The organism is Streptomyces sp. NPDC005863 (assembly GCF_042871345.1).
GTDB lineage: Bacteria > Actinomycetota > Actinomycetes > Streptomycetales > Streptomycetaceae > Streptomyces.
The window spans coordinates 93,767-112,018 of record NZ_JBIAII010000005.1; the positions used below are offsets into that span (position 1 = coordinate 93,767).

Consider the following 18,252-nt stretch of genomic DNA (forward strand, 5'->3'; position numbering starts at 1 on the left):
CGCTTGACGCCCGCACAACTGCTCGACAAGGCCTTGATCGTCAAGGAGTTGCGGCGCCTCGCGACCCTGCCCGCGCTCGCCCCGCGCTCCGCCGAACTGACCGTGCTCCACCAGGACCTGGCCGGCTCCCACCAGCTCGACCGGTGGGCGGAGATCGACCTGATCCAGACGTACGTACGTCCCGAGAGCGTGCGGGCGGTCGGCGGCCGGCCGTCGGGGCGGCACGACCGGCTCCTGGAGGCGGCGCTCGGGGTGTTGGTCTTCGTACCTCTCCTGATCACCTGGTTCGGGCTCCGCGAGGCCGTGCGTGCCTACGGTGAGCTCGCGAAGGAGGACCCCGACCAGGCGACCCGCCCCTTCCTGCAGCAGTGGCAGACCGGGTTCGGCGGGCATCTGTCGTCGCTCGGACGGTTCGAGAACGTGGCCCTGATGGCGGTGCTCCTCATCGCCCTGCTCGTGGCGCTCTCGGTGTGGCACGGGCGGGTGCGGGTGCGCACCGAACACCACGAGGAGACCCAGGAGGCGGAGGAGGAGAAGCTCCTGGCGGAGCTCGCGTCGGTGCTGACCCGCGCCCAGATGCTGCTCGCCCCGCACCGCGCCGCATCCCCGCAGCAGTTCACCGCCGAACTCACCAAGGCCGCCCAGACGATGCAGCTGGTGACGCAGAAGGCGGAGCAGAGCCACAAGGCGCTCAGCGGGGCCACGGCGTCGGTGAGCCAGGCCATCGACGCGCTCCGTCAGGCGACCCAGTCCCTCACGACCGAGGTGCCCAAGCTCGGCGACGCGGCGAACCGCATCGACACCACCCTGCGCGACGGCACCCAGGAGACCATCAAGGCGGGCCAGGCCAACGCGCGGGCGGCCCGCGGGATCGCCGACCACGTCAAGGCGGCGGGCGACACCGTCGAGGCCTCGCTGAAGGCCCTCGTCGCCGCCCAGCAGTCGCTCGTACTCAAGTCGGAGTCGGTGGCGAAGGCGACCGAACAGGCCTCCCAGGCTCTGGTGACGAGCACCGGCCGCACCGGCGACGCGGTGGACGGCATGCGCGAGGCCACGGAGCGCTGGGACGCGGCCGCCGCCCACTGGCAGGACGCCGCGGCCCGGCTCGACGCCCGCATGGACACGCTGGCGGGCGCGCTCCCCGCGCTCGCGTCGCCGACAGCGGCATCGGCACCGGGTGCACGGACCACCGGGTACGACCCGGGTGGCGCCCACGGGGCGTACGGGAGCACGAACGGCGGGACGTTCGGGCCACCGAACACGGGCGCGTACGGGGCGGGCGCAGGTGCGCACGCCGCCAACGGGGGGACGTACGGAGCCGACACCGGAACCGGCGCGCATAACGCCAACGGCGCCCGGAACGAGGAGAGTTCGTTCCCCGGTCCGAGCCGGCCCGGTGACCCGCCCCTCGACCCCGCCCTCGACACCCCGCTCGACGCGCCGACGACCCGGCTGCCGCCGCCCGGCCCCAGGGACGGGGGCGCCGCGTGAGCCGAGGCCGCGCCTCGCGCCGGCGCGGCGGGCGGATGGGGGTCGTCGTGCTCGCCGGGTGGCTCTTCGCGGACCTGCTGCTCGTGCTCGCCCTGGTGTCGATGGGCGACCGCCCCGACCCGAAGATCCCCGAGCACCCCAAGCCCAGCCCCTCGAAGACCGGTGCACCGAGCCATAAGCCCACGGGCCCCCGCTCCGTGGACCGCCACCCCGAGGAGTTCCAGGTGTCGGGCGACGACAAGGGCGACTTGGTCAAGGAGATCGTCAAGGACACCCGCAAGTGGTCGGGGCGCGAGGCGGCACTCGTCCTCACCTTCGGCGGCAGCTCGAACGGCACCGTCTACGCCCACCGCGTCAACGGCCTGCTCGGCAGGGCGCGCCCGGCGATGTTCACCAAGAAGACGGTCACGGACGACTACCACAGCCTCGGCCGGCGTGCGGAGACCGCGGTGGTGCGCGTGTACTTCTACACGGCGCCGGGCGGCTAGGCGATGGCGGTCCTGCGTCCGGGCGAGCACCCGGGGACGAGCGGCTCCCGCGCCCCGCTGCCGAGCCTGCCGCGCTGCCCCGGTCTGCGCGGCTACACCCAACTCCATGAAGCGATCCGGCAGTTGAACTTCCGGCACGCCGCCGACGTGCTGCGCGCCCCGACCCCCGCCCCGGCGCACGACACCGTCTTCGGCACCCTCCCCAGGGCCGACACCGACGACGGCTTCCGGGTGCTCGACGGGCTCTGGTTCCCCGGGCGGGGCGGGATCTGGCAGCGCGTCGACCTCTCCTACGTCCGGCAGGCGCGCGGCCGGTGGCTGTCCTCGCCCGACCCGCGCTCGGGCACCGCCGCCGCCCTCGTGGACACTCTGGAGACGCTGATCCGGGACGATGCCATGGGGCTGCGGCGCCTGGTGCTGTGGGAGGTCTGCTGTCTGCTGCGGGACGGCGGCGAGCGGCCCGGCGAGGCCGAGGCCGTCGCGCTCGGCGTGCACCGCGCGGAGGCGGGGCTGCTCGCATCGGCCGTCGCCGCCGGGTTCCCCGCGACCGGTCCCGCCCGGCACGCCGCCGAGACCCTCAACGACGTCTGGCCGGGCGTACGGCTGCGCGAGGCGGAGCGGGTCGTGGCACGGCTCCCGCGCGCCTCCGCCTACGCCGACGGCCCCGACGACCACCGCCTCGCCGCGCTCGTCGGCGCCGTCCGTGCCCGGGCCGCCGAGGTCGCGCGGCTCGCCGCGGCCGCCGACACCGCGGAGGCCACCGGCGCGCTGCGGGCCGCCGCCGACGCCTGGCTCGGCGCGGTGCGCCTGGCCACGGACGACCCGCCGGCCCGTACGGGCCTGCTGCGGGTGGCCGCGCTGCTCGCCGACGACCCGTTCACCCCGGCGAGCGCTGAGGTGACGGCGGTGGCCGACGAGCGCGCCGTACGGCTGTCCTGGTGCGCGCCCGGGCGGCCGGTCGCCGGCGTCTCCTACCGGGTCCTGCGCTTCCCGGACGGCGCACCGGAGTCGGCGGTCGAGACGGTGGTGGTCGAGACGGTGGCGGGCGCGGCCGGGCTCACCACGGTCGACACGGACGTGCCCGTCGGCCACCCCCTCCGGTACGCCGTCGTGCCGCTGCGCCGCGGCCGCGTCGCCGGGGTGCCGCGGGTGACCGCGCCGGTGCTGCTCACGCCGGTCGTCACGGAGCTGCGCCGCACCGTGGTGCCCGGCGGGGTGCGGCTGTCCTGGCGGCCCGATCCGGCGGCGGCCGAGGTGCGCGTCACCCGGTCGGGGGCGGCGGCGGACAGTACGGGCTGGGGCGGGGCGTCACTCGTGCGGGTGCCCTGCGCGCGCGACGGGGTGCTCGATGTGCCGCTCGCCCCGGGCACGTACACGTACGAAGTGCGCTGCGGCTACCGCGGTCCGGACGGTGGTCTGGTGTGGTCGCGGGGCGTCACGGTGGCCGCCGTCGCCGAGCAGTGGCCGTCGCCGGTGGAGGAACTGACGGTGCGTGAGGACCCGGACGGCGGGCGGGTGACCATCGCGTGGCGGCCGCCCGAGCTCGGCGACGGGGTGCTGCTGCCGTGGACCACGAGCCCCGTCGAACCGGGCGCCGACGTCTCGGCCGTGGTGGGTCTGGTGGACCGGATCCCGGCGACCGTCGCGGGCGCCGAGTCGCGGGTGGAGCTGACGCCGCCGCCCGAGCGGCGGGTCCGGGTCACCGCAGTGAGCGTGCTCGGCGAGCGGGCCGTCTCCGGACCGACCCTGGTCATCGAACACCCGGAGACCATAAACGAGTTGGTGGTACGACGGGTCGCCGACGACCGCGCCGAGCTGCACTTCGACTGGCCGGAGCCCGCCGTCCTGGTGCACGCGGCGTGGACCGACGGGCAGCGCGGCGGCGAGCGGCGCGTGCCGCGCAGCGCGCACCGGGCCGGGCAGGGCGTCGAACTCCCCGTGTCCGCCGCCGAGTGCGTCGTCACCGTGGCGCCGCTGCCCCGCCCCGACGCGGTGGCGTTCCCCACCGAGCCGGCCCGCGCGGTCCTGCCCGCGGCCCCGCCACCGCCGCCCCCGCTGCCACCGGCTCCCCCCTGGTGGGGCGGCTGGTGGCGGCGCTGGCGCCGCTGGTGGACCTGACCGGGCCGCGCGTCGGCGCCCGCCACCGCGCCGGCGTCACTCCTTGACCACGGCCTCCGTCCCGCCGCCGAACTCGATGAGCAGCCCCGACCGCAGCGCGATCGTCTTGCCGGGGTCGACGTCGCGTACCGTCCCGTCGTCCTTGCGGGCCGTCCACACCGTCGAGGTGCGGTTGGTCAGGCCGAACCTGCCGCGCTGCTGCGGGTGTTCGGTGACCTCGCCGACCACGGCGGAGAAGTCGTGCCGGTCGGGGTCCTCGCGCAGATGGTGGGCGTAGACGCGGGCGCTGGGGGCGAGCCGGATGCCGCGCCGGGTGCGGAACGTGCCGGTGCCGGTGACCAGTTCGAGGCGGGGCGGCAGCTTCAACGTGGTGCGGCACTTCCAGCAGTTGGGGGGCGCGCCGTCGGGCTGCGTCAGGTTCTGCTTGCCGCACGCGCCGCACTGGGTGATGGCGTCCAGGACCTGGCTGAGCGCCTCGCGCCACTGCGACTCGCGCACCCGCAGCTTGGGGCTGCGCAGGCCGTCCGTGAACGTCCGGACGAACAGGTCGCGCAGGATCTGCGGCAGCGCGCCCCAGGTCGCCTCGACGGTCGGCTGCTCGCCGGGGACCGGGCGGTTGCGGGTGTCGACCGGGTCGTAGACGAAGACGGGGTCGGTGCCGTACAGCTTGCGCTTGGCGGCCTCGTCCATGCAGCGGATCTTCAGGGCCAGGGCGCCGTTGAACGGGTGGTCGTTCATCAGGAGCAGGAAGAGCAGCACGGCCAGGGAGTGCAGGTCGCTCTGGGTGCCGGGCTGGGTGCCCTTGTCGCCGCGGACCAGCTCGGGCGCCATGAAGTCCATGGTGCCCGCGACGGCGGCCTCCGCGCCCTCCACGACCGCGTTGTCGTTGTCGCAGACCAGGACGTCACCGGTGACCGGGTCGAAGAAGATGTTGCCCCAGTTGATGTCCCGGTAGGCGATGCCCCGGGAGTGCAGGGCGCGGTAGGCCTCGACGGTGTGCAGGGCCACGGTCACCAGGGTGCGCATCGTCGCCGAGGCCACCGAGGGGTCGCGGCGGAACAGGGCGGGCAGATCGCAGAAGCGTGCGGGCCGTACGTCCATGAGGTAGCCGAAGCCGGGCTGTTTGCCCTCGGGATCCATCACGATGGAGCGGGGCCACAGGAAGCGGGGGTCGTCCCAGCCCTTGGCGATGAGGCCTTCGAGGATCTCCCGCTGGCGGCCGTCGGCGAGCTGGGGGTAGTACCACTTGACCGCCCGGTCGCCGGTCGGGGTCTGGACGCGGTAGACCTCGCCCTGACCTCCGGAGCCGAAGAGCTCGGCGACCTTCAGCTTCTCCCCCGACTCGGCCACCAGGGTCTTTCCGGCGGCGAGCATGCCGTTCACCATTCTGTTCCTCTCTGCCCTTTACGGTTCGCTGCGCTGCGCGGGCACCGTTATGGCGCCCACGAGGGTGGTGTCGTCCCCGGAGTACGTGGCGGCCCGCCCGAGCCAGTCCGGGAGCTGGGCCTGCACCGCCGCCACGCCCTGTTCGGCGGCGCGGCCGCCGAGGCCGGTGGCGAAGTCCAGGAAGCCCTGGTGGTCGGCGAAGCTCTTGGAGAGCCCGTCGGTGGAGAGCAGCACGCACGGGGGCGCGCCGCCGGTGAAGGGCTGCCAGTGCGAGCGCGTCTTGCGCCAGGGTTCGGCCTCGCAGAGCGAGTCGGTCTCGTCGCCCATGTCGGGTCCGGTGGAGAGCGGCGTGTGCGGGACGCCGTCGGCGTCGACGATCACTATGTCTCCGTCGCCCAACTGCCAGCAGAACAGCATGTGTTCGGTGAGCACGGCGCCGATGAGGGTGCTGCCGTAGGCGGCGAGGTCCGGGCCGTCGGGGCGCTCGCGGGGCTTCGTGGGGTCCGCGGCGGGCAGCCAACGGGAGCCGTGCGCGGGCGCGTTGGCCTCCTGGAGCAGGGCGGCCCCGTGCCAGCGGTGGCCCACCTGCTGCGGCAGCCGGCGCGCCTCCTCGCGCAGGGCGGGCCAGAGCGCCGCGTCGTCACCGATGCGTGCGGCCTCGTGCGCGAAGGGCGTGGCGCACGCCGTGAACTCCTCGACCGCCCAGCTCGCCCCGAGGTCGCTGCGGAAGTGCGCGGCGCTGCCGTGTCCGTCGGCGACCGCGAGGACGACCGCACGGCCCCCGGCGACCAGCCGGGCCGCGCTGCGGTCCTGGCTGTACTTCTTCGCCACCCCGCGGACCGCGCCGTCGAGCAGCGCCCAGGGCGCGGTCCGCGCCGCCGCGGGTCTGGTCGTCGTCTCCGGTCCGGTCACCAGATGTCGTCTTCGCCCTTGGTCATCGAGGGCACGTCGAGCGGGGTCGCCGGTTTCGCGCCGTCGTCGACCTTCGGCGTCGACGCGTCCTTGACGACCGCGGTGGACATCCAGCGGATGGCGGCGGCGAGCTGGCGCGGGTTCTTCGCCTGCAGCGGCTCCAGTTCGGGGTTGCCGAGGAACTCCTTGAGCATGCTCTTGTCCGCGTCGTCGCCGATGGCCACCGCAACGCGCACGGCGCGCTTGCCCCACGGAGTGCCGTCGATGGCGCGCAGCCCGGCCCGCCAGTCGTCGGTGGGCTGCCCGTCGGAGGCGAGCGCGAGCACGGGCGGCAGGGCGCGCTGCGGCATCGGCGGGGTCTGCAGCGCGCCGGCCGCCAGCTTGAAGGCGGCGCCCATGTCCGTGCCGCCGTAGATGTGCACGTCCTCCCAGGAGAACTGGTCGACGGGGGTGGGCTCGCTGACGTGCCAGCTCGCACCGCTGGCGAAGGTGATGGCGCGGACGAGCAGGGAGGCGGCGGGGTTGGACTGGGCGGCCTGCTGCATCTCCGGGATGGCCTCACGGATGGCGAAGTTCAGCTGGCCGATCTTGCCGTTCATGCCCATGGAGCCCGAGCAGTCGAGCATCCAGATGAAGTGCACGGGGCGGCTGGCCATACTGCCGCCGGGGAAGTTGTCGACGATGGTCTGGGTGGTGTCGCTCACGCTGGTCCTTTCGTGGGAAGAAGGTGGTGGGGGGCGCGGGGGCGCTGTCACGGGCGCGCCGCGGGTGGTGCCCGGTCAGCTCTGCCGCCCGGCGACCTGGTGACGCCATGCCGTCCACTCCTGCAGGCCCTGCCCCTCCCGCTCGAGGACGGTGGCCACCTGGCCGAGGCGGCGGTGGTCGAGGCGTTCGAGGACGGGTTCGAGGGCGTGGGTGAGGAGTTCATCGGCGACGGTGCGCCACTGCGGGGTGACGCCGTGCCGTCGGCGGGGCCGCCACAGGAAGAAGTACGCGGCCAACTCGGAGGGTTTGTCGGGCAGTTCGCGCACCATGCGGTCGACCTGGGCGGGGTCGAGGAGGTGCGCGCGGTAGGTGTTCAGGAGCTCGGGGCCCGCGGCGACGAGGATGCGCAGTCCGTGCGCCTCGCACATGTCGAGCGGGTTGGCCCCCGCGAGGGCGCGGCCCACCCGCTCCTCGATGCCTCTGCGGAGCACCGGGCCGAGCGGCGGCGCCTTGCGGCCCAGCTCCTCCAGGAGGTCGATGCCGGCCTTGCTCAGGGGCAGGCGGCCGTCGAGGAGGTCCTGGGCGGCCACGAGGAGTCTCGCGGTGTTGCGCTCGTGGGCGCCCAGCTTGCCGTCCTCGCGCATCTCCCGTGCGAAGTCGACCAGTTCGCGGTCGCAGCGGTCGGGTTCCTTGAGCCAGCCCATGATGCGCCGGCCGAGGTCCGCGTCGATGATCAGGCGGGGCGTGCAGGCGCGGGCCACCCAGGCCTGGTCCGCGGGGTCCGGCGGGTCGTTGCGCCACACGATGTGCCACAGCAGGCGCAGCGTCGTGACGTCCTCGACCTTGGGGCCCGAGAGGAGTTCGGTGAGCCGGTCGAAGAGCTGGGCGCCGCGCAGGTGGTCGGGCGCGTCGCTCAGGTACGCGGCGGCCGCGGCAAGGCGGACGGTGAGCGGCGCGTCCTCGATGTTGCGTCGCAGCCACTCACCCTGCGGCGACCTGGCGAGGGCGCGCAGCCGGTCCAGTTTGCGTACGGTGAAGTCGACGAGGAGCAGCCTGAGCACCCGGCGGGTGAAGGCGGTGTGGTCGACCTCCGTCAGGACGCGGACGGCCTGCGCGCACTCGCGTCCCTCGGGGTGCAGCAGGGCGCCGGCGAGCCGGTCCATGGCCTCGGCGAGGCCGGGCCCGCCGTCGGCGCCCACGGCGAGGGCGAGGCGCAGCGGTTCGGTCCAGCCGGTGACGGGGCCGCGGAGCCGGGCGCGCAGGGCGTCGTCGGCGCGCTCGCCGTACTCCTCGCGCAGCTCCCGCCAGGCGTCCTGGCCGAGCGGAAGGCCGTCGAAGGCGGTCAGGTCGGGCAGGGTGCCGTGGCCACGCGAGGCGTCGAGCCGGTGCTTCACCAGGGCGAGGGCGAGGGGCCTTGCCGCCAGGGCCTGGTCGCCGTCGAGGCCGCGGCAGAGCCGGTCGAGGCCGTCGAGGGTGTGCGGGGCGGCCTCGCCCCGGTGCACGGTTTGGGCGAGGGCATCGAACACGACGTGCAGGGATTCACCGCTCAGGCCGGCGAGTTCGGCGCCGGAGAGGGCGCTCGCGCCGCCGTCGCCGGGGTCCTTGCGGCCGGCGCCCGCGACCAGCGGCAGGAGCGCGAAGGGGCCCTCCGGGTGTGTCGCCGCGCCGGGCGCGGGGCGCGGCGGGTTGCCGGCGAGCCACCGCTCGGCGGTCAGCCGGGCCCAGGCGTCGGGTTCGTCGGGCGGCGGGCTCTGCGGTCCGCCGGTGCCGTCGTACACCCGGTACAGATACGCGGTCGTCGCCTCGTCGGAGCGGTCGAACGCGGCGCCGGGGCCGGTGCCGATGATGTGCTGCGGGGCGCGGTACGGGTCGGCGGTCCAGGTCGTGAAGGTCAGCGCGGGCACGTACGCCTCGGGCAGGGAGGCGCAGGCGAGCGCGATCCAGCGGGCCACGGTCCCCGGCTCCTCCTCGACCAGGACGATCTGCCGCCCCGCGGGGTCGCCGAAGAGCCGGCGCACATCGGTGAGGAAGGGCGCGACGCGGTCGGCGTGCGCCCGGGCGAACTCCACGAGCACCGAGTGGTCCAAGTGGGGCTCGGCGAGCGGCAGTTCGGACTCGACGAAGCCCGCGCCGAGGGTGTCGCCTGCGTCCGGTTCCCAGGCGTCGGAGCCCCAGGTGTCGATGGGCCAGACGGGGCCGGGTCCTGGGGTGTCGGCGCTCACGTGCAGCGCCTCGACGCGCTGTCCGGGGAGGGCGGCGCACAGGAGCCGGGCGCCGTCCGGGAGCAGGCTGTAGCTCAACTCCGTACCGGCGCCGGCGATCCGCGCGACGACGGAGTCCAACGCGTCCTCGTACTCCTCGTGCTCCTGGTGCTCCTCGTGCTCCTCGTGCGGTTGCTGCGGCCCGGGCCCGGCCTGTTCCGCGGGGATCAGGCGGGGGGCTCCGGTGTCCGGCTCCTGGTCGAGCCGGTAGCTGCGGCGACGGATGGCCATGCCACATTCTGACCAACCGCGACGCCACCCCGCAGGCCGTCGGCCAAGTTCACCCCCCGCCCCGGCGTACGCCCTTCGTACCCGCTGTCGAACACATGGCGTGGCGCGGGCACCCTTGCGCGGTACGGGGGTTGGGGACACCGTGGTCACGGCCCCGCACCCGTACCCGGGGCCGCCCGCAATCGGGGCCGCCCGGACCCGCCGGCGATCGGAGTCGCAGTGACCTCCTTCCCGCTCCCCCACACCCTGCTCGGCGAAGGCCCCCACAAGGTGGTCGCGGTGCACGGCTGGTTCGCCGACCGCACGGCGTACGAGCCGGTGCTCGCGGACCTCGACGGCGGCGCGTTCCAGTACGCGGTGGTGGACCTGCGCGGCTACGGCGAGGCCAAGGGCGCCGTCGGCGCGTACACGACGAGCGAGGGCGCCGCCGACGTGCTCGACCTCGCCGACCGGCTCGGCTGGGAGCGGTTCTCGCTCATCGGGCACTCCATGGGCGGCAGCGTGGCGCAGCGCGTCCTGGCCGCGGCCCCGCACCGGGTGCGGCGGCTCGTCGGGGTGTCCCCGGTCCCGGCCGAGGGGCTCCAACTGCCTCCCGAGCAGTGGGAGTTGTTCGCCTCGGCCGCGCACCTTCCGGAGAACCGGCGCGCCATCATCGACTTCACCACGGGCGGGGTGCGCCCGCGCGCCTGGCTGGACCGGATGGTGCGGCGCTCGCTCGCGGTCAGCGACGCGAAGGCGTTCCGTGCCTGGCTGGACTCGTGGGCGTGCGAGGACTTCCACACCGAGATCGACGGTTCGCCCGTCGCCGCGCTCGCCGTCACCGGGGCGCTCGACCCGGCCCTGTCGGCCGACCTGATGCGCGCCACCTGGCTGCGGTCCTTCCCGCAGGGCGAGCTGGCGGAGCTGCCGGGGGCGGGGCACTACGCGCCGGACGAGGTGCCGCTGGAACTGATCCGTACGGTGGAGGACTTCCTGCGCGCCGAGAGCGACCTCGGCGACGGCCTGGACGGTGACGCGGGCGGGGGCCGGGGCGGGGGCGGGTACGCCGGCGGCGCGCGGGGCGGCGGCGGCGGCGCGTGAACGTGCACGGCACACCACCCGGGTCACCCGGCACACCCGGCACACCCGGCACACCACCGGAGCCTCCACCCGGACCTCCGCACGGCACCCCACCCGCACCTCCGCACGGAACCCAGGCCGACTCCCGCCCCGCCGCCCCGCCCGTGCCTAACGTCTTCGACCCCCGGCTCTACGCGGAGGGCGTCCCGTACGAGCGCTACCGCGTGCTGCGCGACCACCACCCGGTGGCGTGGCAGGAGGAGCGGGCGGTGCTCGGCTGGCCCGCGGGGCCGGGGTTCTGGGCGGTCACCCGGCACGCGGACGTCGTACGCGTCCTCAAGGACCCGGCGACGTACTCCTCGTACCTGGGCGCCACCCAGATCCGCGATCCCGCGCCGGACGACCTGCCGTTCATCCGCCGCATGATGCTCAACCAGGATCCGGCGGCGGCGGGGGCCGGCGGCCGGTCCGCCGGGGCGGGTCCCGCCGATCACGGCAGGCTGCGCAGGCTGGTCAGCCGCGCATTCACGCCACGGCGGATCGAGCGGTTCGAGGCGGCGGTGCGCGAGCGGGCCCGCACGCTGCTCGACGCGGCCGTGCGGCAGGCCGGGGCCGGCGACGGCACGTTCGACGTCGTCGCGACCGTCACCGACGACTACGCCCTGCTCAACCTCGCCGACCTGCTCGGCGTCCCGGCCGCCGACCGCGGCCTGCTGCTGCACTGGACGCAGCGCGTCATCGGCTACCAGGACCCCGACGAGGCGGCCGCACCCGTGCTCGGCCCCGACGGCGCGCCGGTCAACCCGCGGTCGCCCGCGATGCTGCGCGACATGTTCGAGTACGCGGGGACGCTGGCGGCGCACAAGCGCGCGCACCCCGGCGACGACGTGCTGACGACGCTCGCCACGGAGCCCGAACTCGACGCCGCCGAACTGGAGATGTTCTTCTTCCTGCTCACCGTCGCGGGCAACGACACCGTGCGCGGCGCGGCACCCGGCGGGGTGCTCGCGCTCTCCGAAAGCCCGCGCGAGTACGAGCGGCTGCGCACGGGCGGAGCCCCCATGGCGACCGCGGTGGAGGAGCTGCTGCGCCGGCATCCCCCGGTGCTCAGCTTCCGGCGCACGGCGGTCCGGGACACCGAGCTCGCGGGGACGCGCATCGCGGCCGGGGACAAGGTCGTCGTCTTCCACGCCTCCGCCCACCACGACGAGCGCGTCTTCACCGACCCGCACCGCCTCGACCTGACCCGCTCGCCCAACCCCCACGTGGCGTTCGGCGACGGGCCACACGTCTGCCTGGGCGCGCACTTCGCCCGCCTGCAACTCCGCGTGTTCCACGAGGAGTTGACGCGTGCCCTGCCGGTCCTGCGCCTGGCGTCCCCACCCCGCAGGCTGGTCTCGCACTTCATCAACGGCCTGAAGTCGCTGCACGTCGAGGTACCCGCGTAAGGTGCAAGATCGCGAATTCCGGCGCGGCGCCCGAGCGGAGACCCTCATGCACGACGAACACACAGAGCACACCGGCCCCGCGGGCCACATAGATCCCGCAGGACACATGGACCCCGCAGACCTCGCGGAGCACGCGGACGAGTACCACGACGAGTTCTTCCCCGACGTCCCCGCGCCGGAGGACGGAAGTCCCTGGCAGGCGCCCGCCGATCTGGAGCAGCATCTGTACGAGCTGTGCCAGGAGGACGACGTGTACGGGTATCTGCGGGCGATGGCCATCGAGGGCCTGTACCGCCCGGTGCGGCTCGACGACGACGCGAGGAGCGCGGAGGGCGGGCGGGACGAGGAGTCCGAACAGGGCGGCGCCGCATCGGAGTTGCTCACCTTCGACCTGCCGGACGGCAGGAAGATCGCGCAGGTGTACACGGCGGGCTTCCTGCCCCGCCCGCACCCCGAACTCGTCTACGAGTACGTCACGCTGGACTCGCTCGCCGCGGCCTGCCCGGACGACGTCGACCTGCTCGTCGTGAACGCGGCCACGCCCTGTCAGCAGTTCTATCTGACGACCGACGACGAGCGGGAGGTCTGGTCGGACCTGCACGCGCGCCATTACCGCCCCGGCAACCTCGCCCACCGCATCGACACCCGCCGCACGGGGGCGCCCGCACCCGGCAGCCCGGTCCTGCACGGTCTGGCCTGCGGCGCGCATCTGTGCTTCGCCAACGGGGACGCCTGGAACACCCTCGACTGGCACGGCGCGGGCCACCACAACGAGATCGACCGGCTGCGGGAGTGGTGGGGCGTCAATGACCGCGACGACTGGCTGGCCCTGCAGGAACGCCTGCTGACCCGGGACGTCAGCCCCTGGTACTGGGACTTCGTCCTGAACGTCCGCGCCGCGCTGATCGAGCGGTACGGTCCGCGGGTCGACCCGGAGCTCTGGCGCGAGCGGATCGAGGCGACACTGCGCCACCGCGTGTCACAGACCGCCGGCCCCGGCGCCCCGCACCGCCCCGGCGAGGACGCCGAACTGGACGACTTCGTCGCACACGTGCGCGCACTGGTCGGCAAGGTGATCCGCTACGAGTCCCGTTTCCGCGCCGACGCCCTGCTGCCGCCCGGCGGCCGCGTCGACACGGTCGCGGCCTGGGACACCGGCCGCGCCTCGAAGATGGCCCGCTGGGGCGTGGGCGCCCGCTACGCCACCCGCGCGGAACTCCTCAAGGCCCTGGAACGCGCCTCGGAGGCGGCCCGTGCCGCGTACACCTCGTGGGAGTCGTTCTCCGCGGGCTACATCCTGGGCCGCTGCCTCCACTTCGACGAGGAACAGTTCGGCACCTGGTACACGGACGCACTCCGCGCCCACCAGGCCCTGACCACCGACCCGGACAGCCCGTGGCTGACGGTGGATTTCCGGGGGGCGTAGCGGCGCCCTCCCGTCGGGATGCCCTGCCGCTCCGACGCGGGCGGCCCACATCACGATCAGATCTCACGCCCCCGCGAACCCTTGCCACGCCCCCGTGTAATCGTTTCCAATCCTCCGTGTAATCGATTCCACGAGGAGGTGGACCGACGATGGCGCCCAGTTCCGTGGGGATCAAGGACGTCGCGGCCGAGGCCGGGGTGTCCGTCGCCACCGTGTCGCGCGTGCTCAACGGGCATCCCTCCGTCAGCCCCGCGTCGCGCGGCCGCGTCCTCGCCGCCGTCGAGGCGCTCGGCTACCGGCCCAACGCCGTCGCCCGGTCCCTGCGCACCGACCAGACCCGCACCCTCGGGCTCGTCATCAGCGACGTGCTCAACCCGTACTTCACGGAGCTGGCGCGGTCCGTCGAGGAGGCCGCCCGCGCGCTCGGCTACAGCGTGATCATCGGCAACGCCGACGAGCGGCCCGAGCTGCAGGACCACCACGTGCGGACCCTGCTCGACCGGCGGATCGACGGGCTGCTCGTCTCCCCCACCGACGGCGGCTCGCCGCTGATGCTGGACGCCGTGCGCGGCGGCACCCCGATGGTCTTCGTGGACCGGTGGATCCCCGGCGTCGACGTCCCCGTGGTCCGCTCCGACGGGCGCCGCGCCGTCCGCGATCTCGTCGCCCATCTGCACGGACTCGGCCACCGCAGGCTCGCCATCATCGCGGGCCCGGCCGCCACCACCACCGGCAGCGAGCGCGTCGAGGCCTTCCGCGACGCGCTGTACGAGCAGGGCATCGCGCTGCCCGACGCCTACATCGGGCAGGGCGACTTCCAGGCCGACAGCGGGCGCCGCGCCACGACACGCTTCCTCGCCCTGCCCGAGCCGCCCGACGTCGTCTTCGCCGCCGACAACCTGATGGCACTCGGCGCCCTCGACGCGATCCGCGCGCACGGCCTGCGTGTCCCGCACGACATCGGGCTCGCGGCCTTCGACGACATCCCGTGGTTCGTGCACACCGACCCGCCGGTCACCGCGATCGCCCAGCCGACCGCCGACCTCGGCCGGGCCGCCGTGCACGCGCTGACCGACCTGATCGAGGGCAGACGCCCCCAGTCCGTGACCCTGCCCGCCCGCCTCGTGGTCCGCCGCTCCTGCGGCGAGCCCGCCGGCGAGGACACCTCCGTACGAAGGAGCAATCCGTGAGCAGCCGAGACGAGTTGCTGCGCATCGAAGGCATACGCAAGACGTTCCCCGGCGTCGTCGCGCTCGACTCCGTCGACTTCGAGCTGCGCCGCGGCGAGGTGCACGTCCTGCTCGGCGAGAACGGCGCGGGCAAGAGCACCCTCATCAAGATGCTCTCCGGCGCCTACCGCCCCGACAGCGGACGCGTGTTCGCCGAGGGGCGCGAGGTGCGCATCCACGGCGCACAGGACGCCGAGCGGCTCGGCATCGCCACGATCTACCAGGAGTTCAACCTCGTCCCCGACCTCACCGTCGCCGAGAACATCTTCCTCGGGCGCCAGCCCCGCCGCTTCGGTCTCGTCGACCGCAAGAAGATGGAGGCGGACGCCGAGGGGCTCCTGAAGCGGGTCGGCGTGCGGGTGTCGCCGCGGGCGAAGGTGCGCGAACTGGGCATCGCCCGGCTGCAGATGGTCGAGATCGCCAAGGCACTGAGCCTGGACGCGCGCGTCCTCATCATGGACGAGCCCACCGCCGTCCTGACCTCCGAGGAGGTCGACAAGCTCTTCGCAATCGTGCGCACGCTGCGCGCGGACGGCGTCGGCATCGTCTTCATCACCCACCACCTGGAGGAGATCGCGGCGCTCGGCGACCGCGTCACCGTCCTGCGGGACGGCCGCAGCGTCGCCCAGGTGCCCGCGTCGACGGACGAGGACGAGCTCGTCCGGCTGATGGTGGGACGCAGCATCGAGCAGCAGTATCCGCGCGAACGCCCGGACACCGGGCCCCCGTTGCTCTCCGTCACCGGTCTCACCCGCGACGGTGCCTTCCACGACGTCAGCTTCGAGGTGCGGGCCGGTGAGGTCGTGGGCCTCGCGGGCCTGGTCGGCGCGGGCCGCACCGAGATGGCGCGCGCCGTCTTCGGCGCCGATCCGTACGACGCGGGCACCGTGCGCGTACACGGCGAGCGGCTGCCCCGGCACGACGTGAACGCGGCGATGGGCGCGGGCGTCGGCCTGGTCCCCGAGGACCGCAAGGGGCAGGGGCTCGTCCTCGACGCCTCCGTACGGGAGAACCTCGGCCTGGTGACGCTGCGTTCGGCCACCCGGGCCGGGCTCGTGGACCTCAAGGGGCAGCAGCGGGCGGCCGCCCGGATCGCCGAGCAGCTCGGGGTGCGGATGTCCGGGCTCGGCCAGCACGTGCGCACGCTGTCCGGCGGCAACCAGCAGAAGGTCGTCATCGGCAAGTGGCTGCTCGCCGACATCAAGGTCCTCATCCTCGACGAGCCGACCCGCGGCATCGACGTGGGCGCGAAGGTCGAGATCTACCAGCTGATCAACGAGTTGACGGCCTCCGGGCACGCGGTCCTGATGATCTCCAGTGATCTGCCCGAGGTGCTCGGCATGAGCGACCGGGTCCTGGTGATGGCGCAGGGCCGGATCGCCGGCGAGCTCACCGCCGAAGAGGCGAGCCAGGACGCGGTGATGGCGCTCGCGGTCAGCAGCGCGCCCGTCGTCGACGGCACCGGAACACCGCAAGAGAACGACAAGACAGCGGAGGGCACCCGTGGCCACTGAAACCCTGAAGCGCGACGCGGGTGGCGCACCGACGCTCCGCCGCGTGCTGCTCGACAACGGCGCGCTGAGCGCCCTGATCGTCCTGGTCGTCGGGATGTCGCTGCTGTCCGGCGACTTCCTGACCACGCAGAATTTGCTCAACGTCGGCGTGCAGGCCGCGGTCACCGCGATCCTGGCGTTCGGCGTCACCTTCGTGATCGTCTCGGCGGGCATCGACCTGTCGGTCGGCTCGGTGGCCGCGCTCTCGGCCACCGTCCTCGCCTGGACGGCGACGTCGCAGGGGCTTCCGGTGTGGCTCGCGGTGATCATGGCCGTGGCGACCGGCGTGGTCTGCGGATTCGTCAACGGCGTGCTCGTCTCGTACGGGAAGCTGCCGCCGTTCATCGCGACGCTCGCGATGCTGTCGGTGGCGCGCGGCCTCTCCCTGGTGATCTCGCAGGGCAGCCCGATCGCCTTCCCCGACTCGGTCTCGCACCTCGGTGACACGGTCGGCGGGTGGCTGCCCGTGCCGGTGCTCGTGATGGTCGCGATGGGCCTGGTCACGGCGGTGGTCCTCGGGCGTACGTTCATCGGCCGCTCCATGTACGCGATCGGCGGCAACGAAGAGGCCGCGCGCCTGTCCGGGCTGCGGGTCAAGCGCCAGAAGCTCGTGATCTACGCGCTCTCCGGTCTCTTCGCCGCCGTCGCCGGCATCGTGCTCGCCTCCCGTCTGGTCTCCGCGCAGCCGCAGGCCGCGCAGGGGTACGAGCTGGACGCCATCGCCGCGGTCGTCATCGGCGGCGCGAGCCTGGCGGGCGGTGTCGGCAAGGCGTCCGGCACGCTGATCGGCGCGCTGATCCTCGCGGTTCTGCGCAACGGCCTCAACCTCCTCTCCGTGTCGGCCTTCTGGCAGCAGGTCGTGATCGGTGTCGTCATCGCGCTCGCCGTCCTCCTGGACACGCTGCGGCGCAAGGCGGGCGCGACGCCCGGGGCCTCTTCGGGGGCGTCCGGCGGGGTGCGGGGCAAGGGGCCGCAGGCCCTGAAGTACGCGGTGGCCGCCGTGGTCGTGGCGGCCGTCGTCGGCGCGGTCTCCTTCTTCAACTCCGGCTCGTCCGGGACCTCGACGAAGATCGGCATGTCGCTGTCCACGCTCAACAACCCCTTCTTCGTACAGATGAAGGAGGGCGCGCAGGCCGAGGCGGAGAAGTCGGGCATCGACCTGACCGTCACCGACGCGCAGAACGACGCGTCCCAGCAGTCCAACCAGCTGCAGAACTTCACCGGCGAGGGCGTGAAGTCCATCATCGTGAACCCGGTGGACTCCGACGCCGCGGGCCCCGCCGTGCGCGGCGCCAACAAGCAGGACATCCCGGTGGTCGCCGCGGACCGCGGCGTGAACAAGGCCAAGACCGCGACGCTGGTCGCCTCCGACAACGTCGCGGGCGGCAGGCTGGCGGCGAAGACGCTCGCCGAGAAGCTCGGCGGCAAGGGCAAGGTGATCGTCCTCCAGGGCACGGCAGGCACCTCCGCGAGCCGTGAGCGCGGCCAGGGCTTCGCCGACGGCATCAAGGCCTACCCCGGCATCGACGTGGTCGCCCGGCAGCCCGCGGACTTCGACCGCACCAAGGGCCTGGACGTCATGACCAACCTCCTGCAGTCCCACAAGGGCGTGAACGGCGTCTTCGCCGAGAACGACGAGATGGCGCTCGGCGCGGTCAAGGCGCTCGGCGACAAGGCGGGCACGTCGGTGCCGGTGGTCGGCTTCGACGGCACGCCCGACGGCCTCAAGGCGGTCGACGCGGGGACCCTGTACGCGTCCGTGGCGCAGCAGCCCAAGGAGCTCGGGAAGATCGCGGTGCAGAACGCGGTGCGCTCGGCGCAGGGCAAGAAGGTACGGGAGACGGTGAAGGTGCCGGTGAAGGTCGTCACGGCGAAGAACGTCAAGGACTTCTCCTGAGGGCCTGTCCTTCGAACCCCGCCTGCGTGTCTGTGCCCCGGGCGCCGA

General features: G+C 73.8%; 13 protein-coding genes. 9 read left to right on the forward strand and 4 right to left on the reverse strand.

What is annotated here, in order from left to right; translation table 11 throughout:
* The first annotated feature begins 3 nt into the window (after positions 1-3).
* Genes ACFYO9_RS19560 through ACFYO9_RS19570 form a run of 3 tightly spaced genes read left to right on the forward strand, consistent with a single transcriptional unit; the run spans position 4 to position 4,097 of the window.
* Positions 4-1,491: a hypothetical protein gene (locus ACFYO9_RS19560; protein WP_358775167.1), complete on the forward strand. Its 1,488-nt coding sequence runs from the start codon at positions 4-6 to the stop codon at positions 1,489-1,491.
* Complete coding sequence (locus tag ACFYO9_RS19565) at positions 1,488-1,979, forward strand: hypothetical protein (protein WP_358706260.1); 492 nt, start codon at positions 1,488-1,490, stop codon at positions 1,977-1,979. The genes ACFYO9_RS19560 and ACFYO9_RS19565 overlap by 4 nt, the downstream gene beginning before the upstream one ends.
* 3 nt (positions 1,980-1,982) lie before the next feature.
* Positions 1,983-4,097 (forward strand): hypothetical protein, encoded by a 2,115-nt coding sequence (locus ACFYO9_RS19570; RefSeq protein WP_358775169.1) that lies wholly within the window; start codon positions 1,983-1,985, stop codon positions 4,095-4,097.
* Positions 4,098-4,133: 36 nt separating this feature from the next.
* Here the strand turns inward: ACFYO9_RS19570 and ACFYO9_RS19575 are convergent, their stop codons facing one another.
* From ACFYO9_RS19575 to ACFYO9_RS19590, 4 genes are all read right to left on the reverse strand, one after another.
* Positions 4,134-5,480 (reverse strand): serine/threonine-protein kinase, encoded by a 1,347-nt coding sequence (locus ACFYO9_RS19575; RefSeq protein ID WP_358775354.1) that lies wholly within the window; start codon positions 5,478-5,480, stop codon positions 4,134-4,136.
* Positions 5,481-5,501: 21 nt separating this feature from the next.
* Positions 5,502-6,395, reverse strand: a complete 894-nt coding sequence (locus tag ACFYO9_RS19580) for a protein phosphatase 2C domain-containing protein (protein WP_355805165.1) — start codon at positions 6,393-6,395, stop codon at positions 5,502-5,504.
* Positions 6,392-7,051 carry a tellurium resistance protein gene (locus tag ACFYO9_RS19585; protein ID WP_355806246.1) on the reverse strand — a complete coding sequence of 220 codons (660 nt, stop codon included), beginning with the start codon at positions 7,049-7,051 and terminating at the stop codon, positions 6,392-6,394. The genes ACFYO9_RS19580 and ACFYO9_RS19585 overlap by 4 nt, the downstream gene beginning before the upstream one ends.
* 123 nt (positions 7,052-7,174) lie before the next feature.
* Positions 7,175-9,592, reverse strand: a complete 2,418-nt coding sequence (locus ACFYO9_RS19590) for a GTPase-associated protein 1-related protein (protein WP_358775171.1) — start codon at positions 9,590-9,592, stop codon at positions 7,175-7,177.
* Between the two features lie 219 nt (positions 9,593-9,811).
* Here ACFYO9_RS19590 and ACFYO9_RS19595 point away from each other — a divergent pair, with 219 nt between their 5' ends.
* From ACFYO9_RS19595 to ACFYO9_RS19620, 6 genes are all read left to right on the forward strand, one after another.
* Positions 9,812-10,672, forward strand: a complete 861-nt coding sequence (locus tag ACFYO9_RS19595; protein WP_358775173.1) for an alpha/beta hydrolase — start codon at positions 9,812-9,814, stop codon at positions 10,670-10,672.
* Positions 10,673-10,815: 143 nt separating this feature from the next.
* Entirely contained in the window at positions 10,816-12,099 is a 1,284-nt protein-coding gene (locus ACFYO9_RS19600; RefSeq protein WP_358775175.1) for a cytochrome P450, read from the forward strand.
* 46 nt (positions 12,100-12,145) lie between these two features.
* The gene (locus ACFYO9_RS19605; protein WP_358775176.1) at positions 12,146-13,525 is read left to right on the forward strand and encodes a DUF1266 domain-containing protein; all 1,380 of its coding nucleotides are present in this window, start codon (positions 12,146-12,148) and stop codon (positions 13,523-13,525) included.
* 149 nt (positions 13,526-13,674) lie between these two features.
* Positions 13,675-14,715 carry a LacI family DNA-binding transcriptional regulator gene (locus ACFYO9_RS19610; RefSeq protein ID WP_355805151.1) on the forward strand — a complete coding sequence of 347 codons (1,041 nt, stop codon included), beginning with the start codon at positions 13,675-13,677 and terminating at the stop codon, positions 14,713-14,715.
* Positions 14,712-16,268 carry a sugar ABC transporter ATP-binding protein gene (locus ACFYO9_RS19615; RefSeq protein WP_358775177.1) on the forward strand — a complete coding sequence of 519 codons (1,557 nt, stop codon included), beginning with the start codon at positions 14,712-14,714 and terminating at the stop codon, positions 16,266-16,268. The genes ACFYO9_RS19610 and ACFYO9_RS19615 overlap by 4 nt, the downstream gene beginning before the upstream one ends.
* On the forward strand, positions 16,258-18,204 hold the full coding sequence (locus ACFYO9_RS19620; protein ID WP_358775179.1) for a substrate-binding domain-containing protein: 1,947 nt from the start codon (positions 16,258-16,260) through the stop codon (positions 18,202-18,204). The genes ACFYO9_RS19615 and ACFYO9_RS19620 overlap by 11 nt, the downstream gene beginning before the upstream one ends.
* The last annotated feature ends 48 nt before the right edge of the window (positions 18,205-18,252 follow it).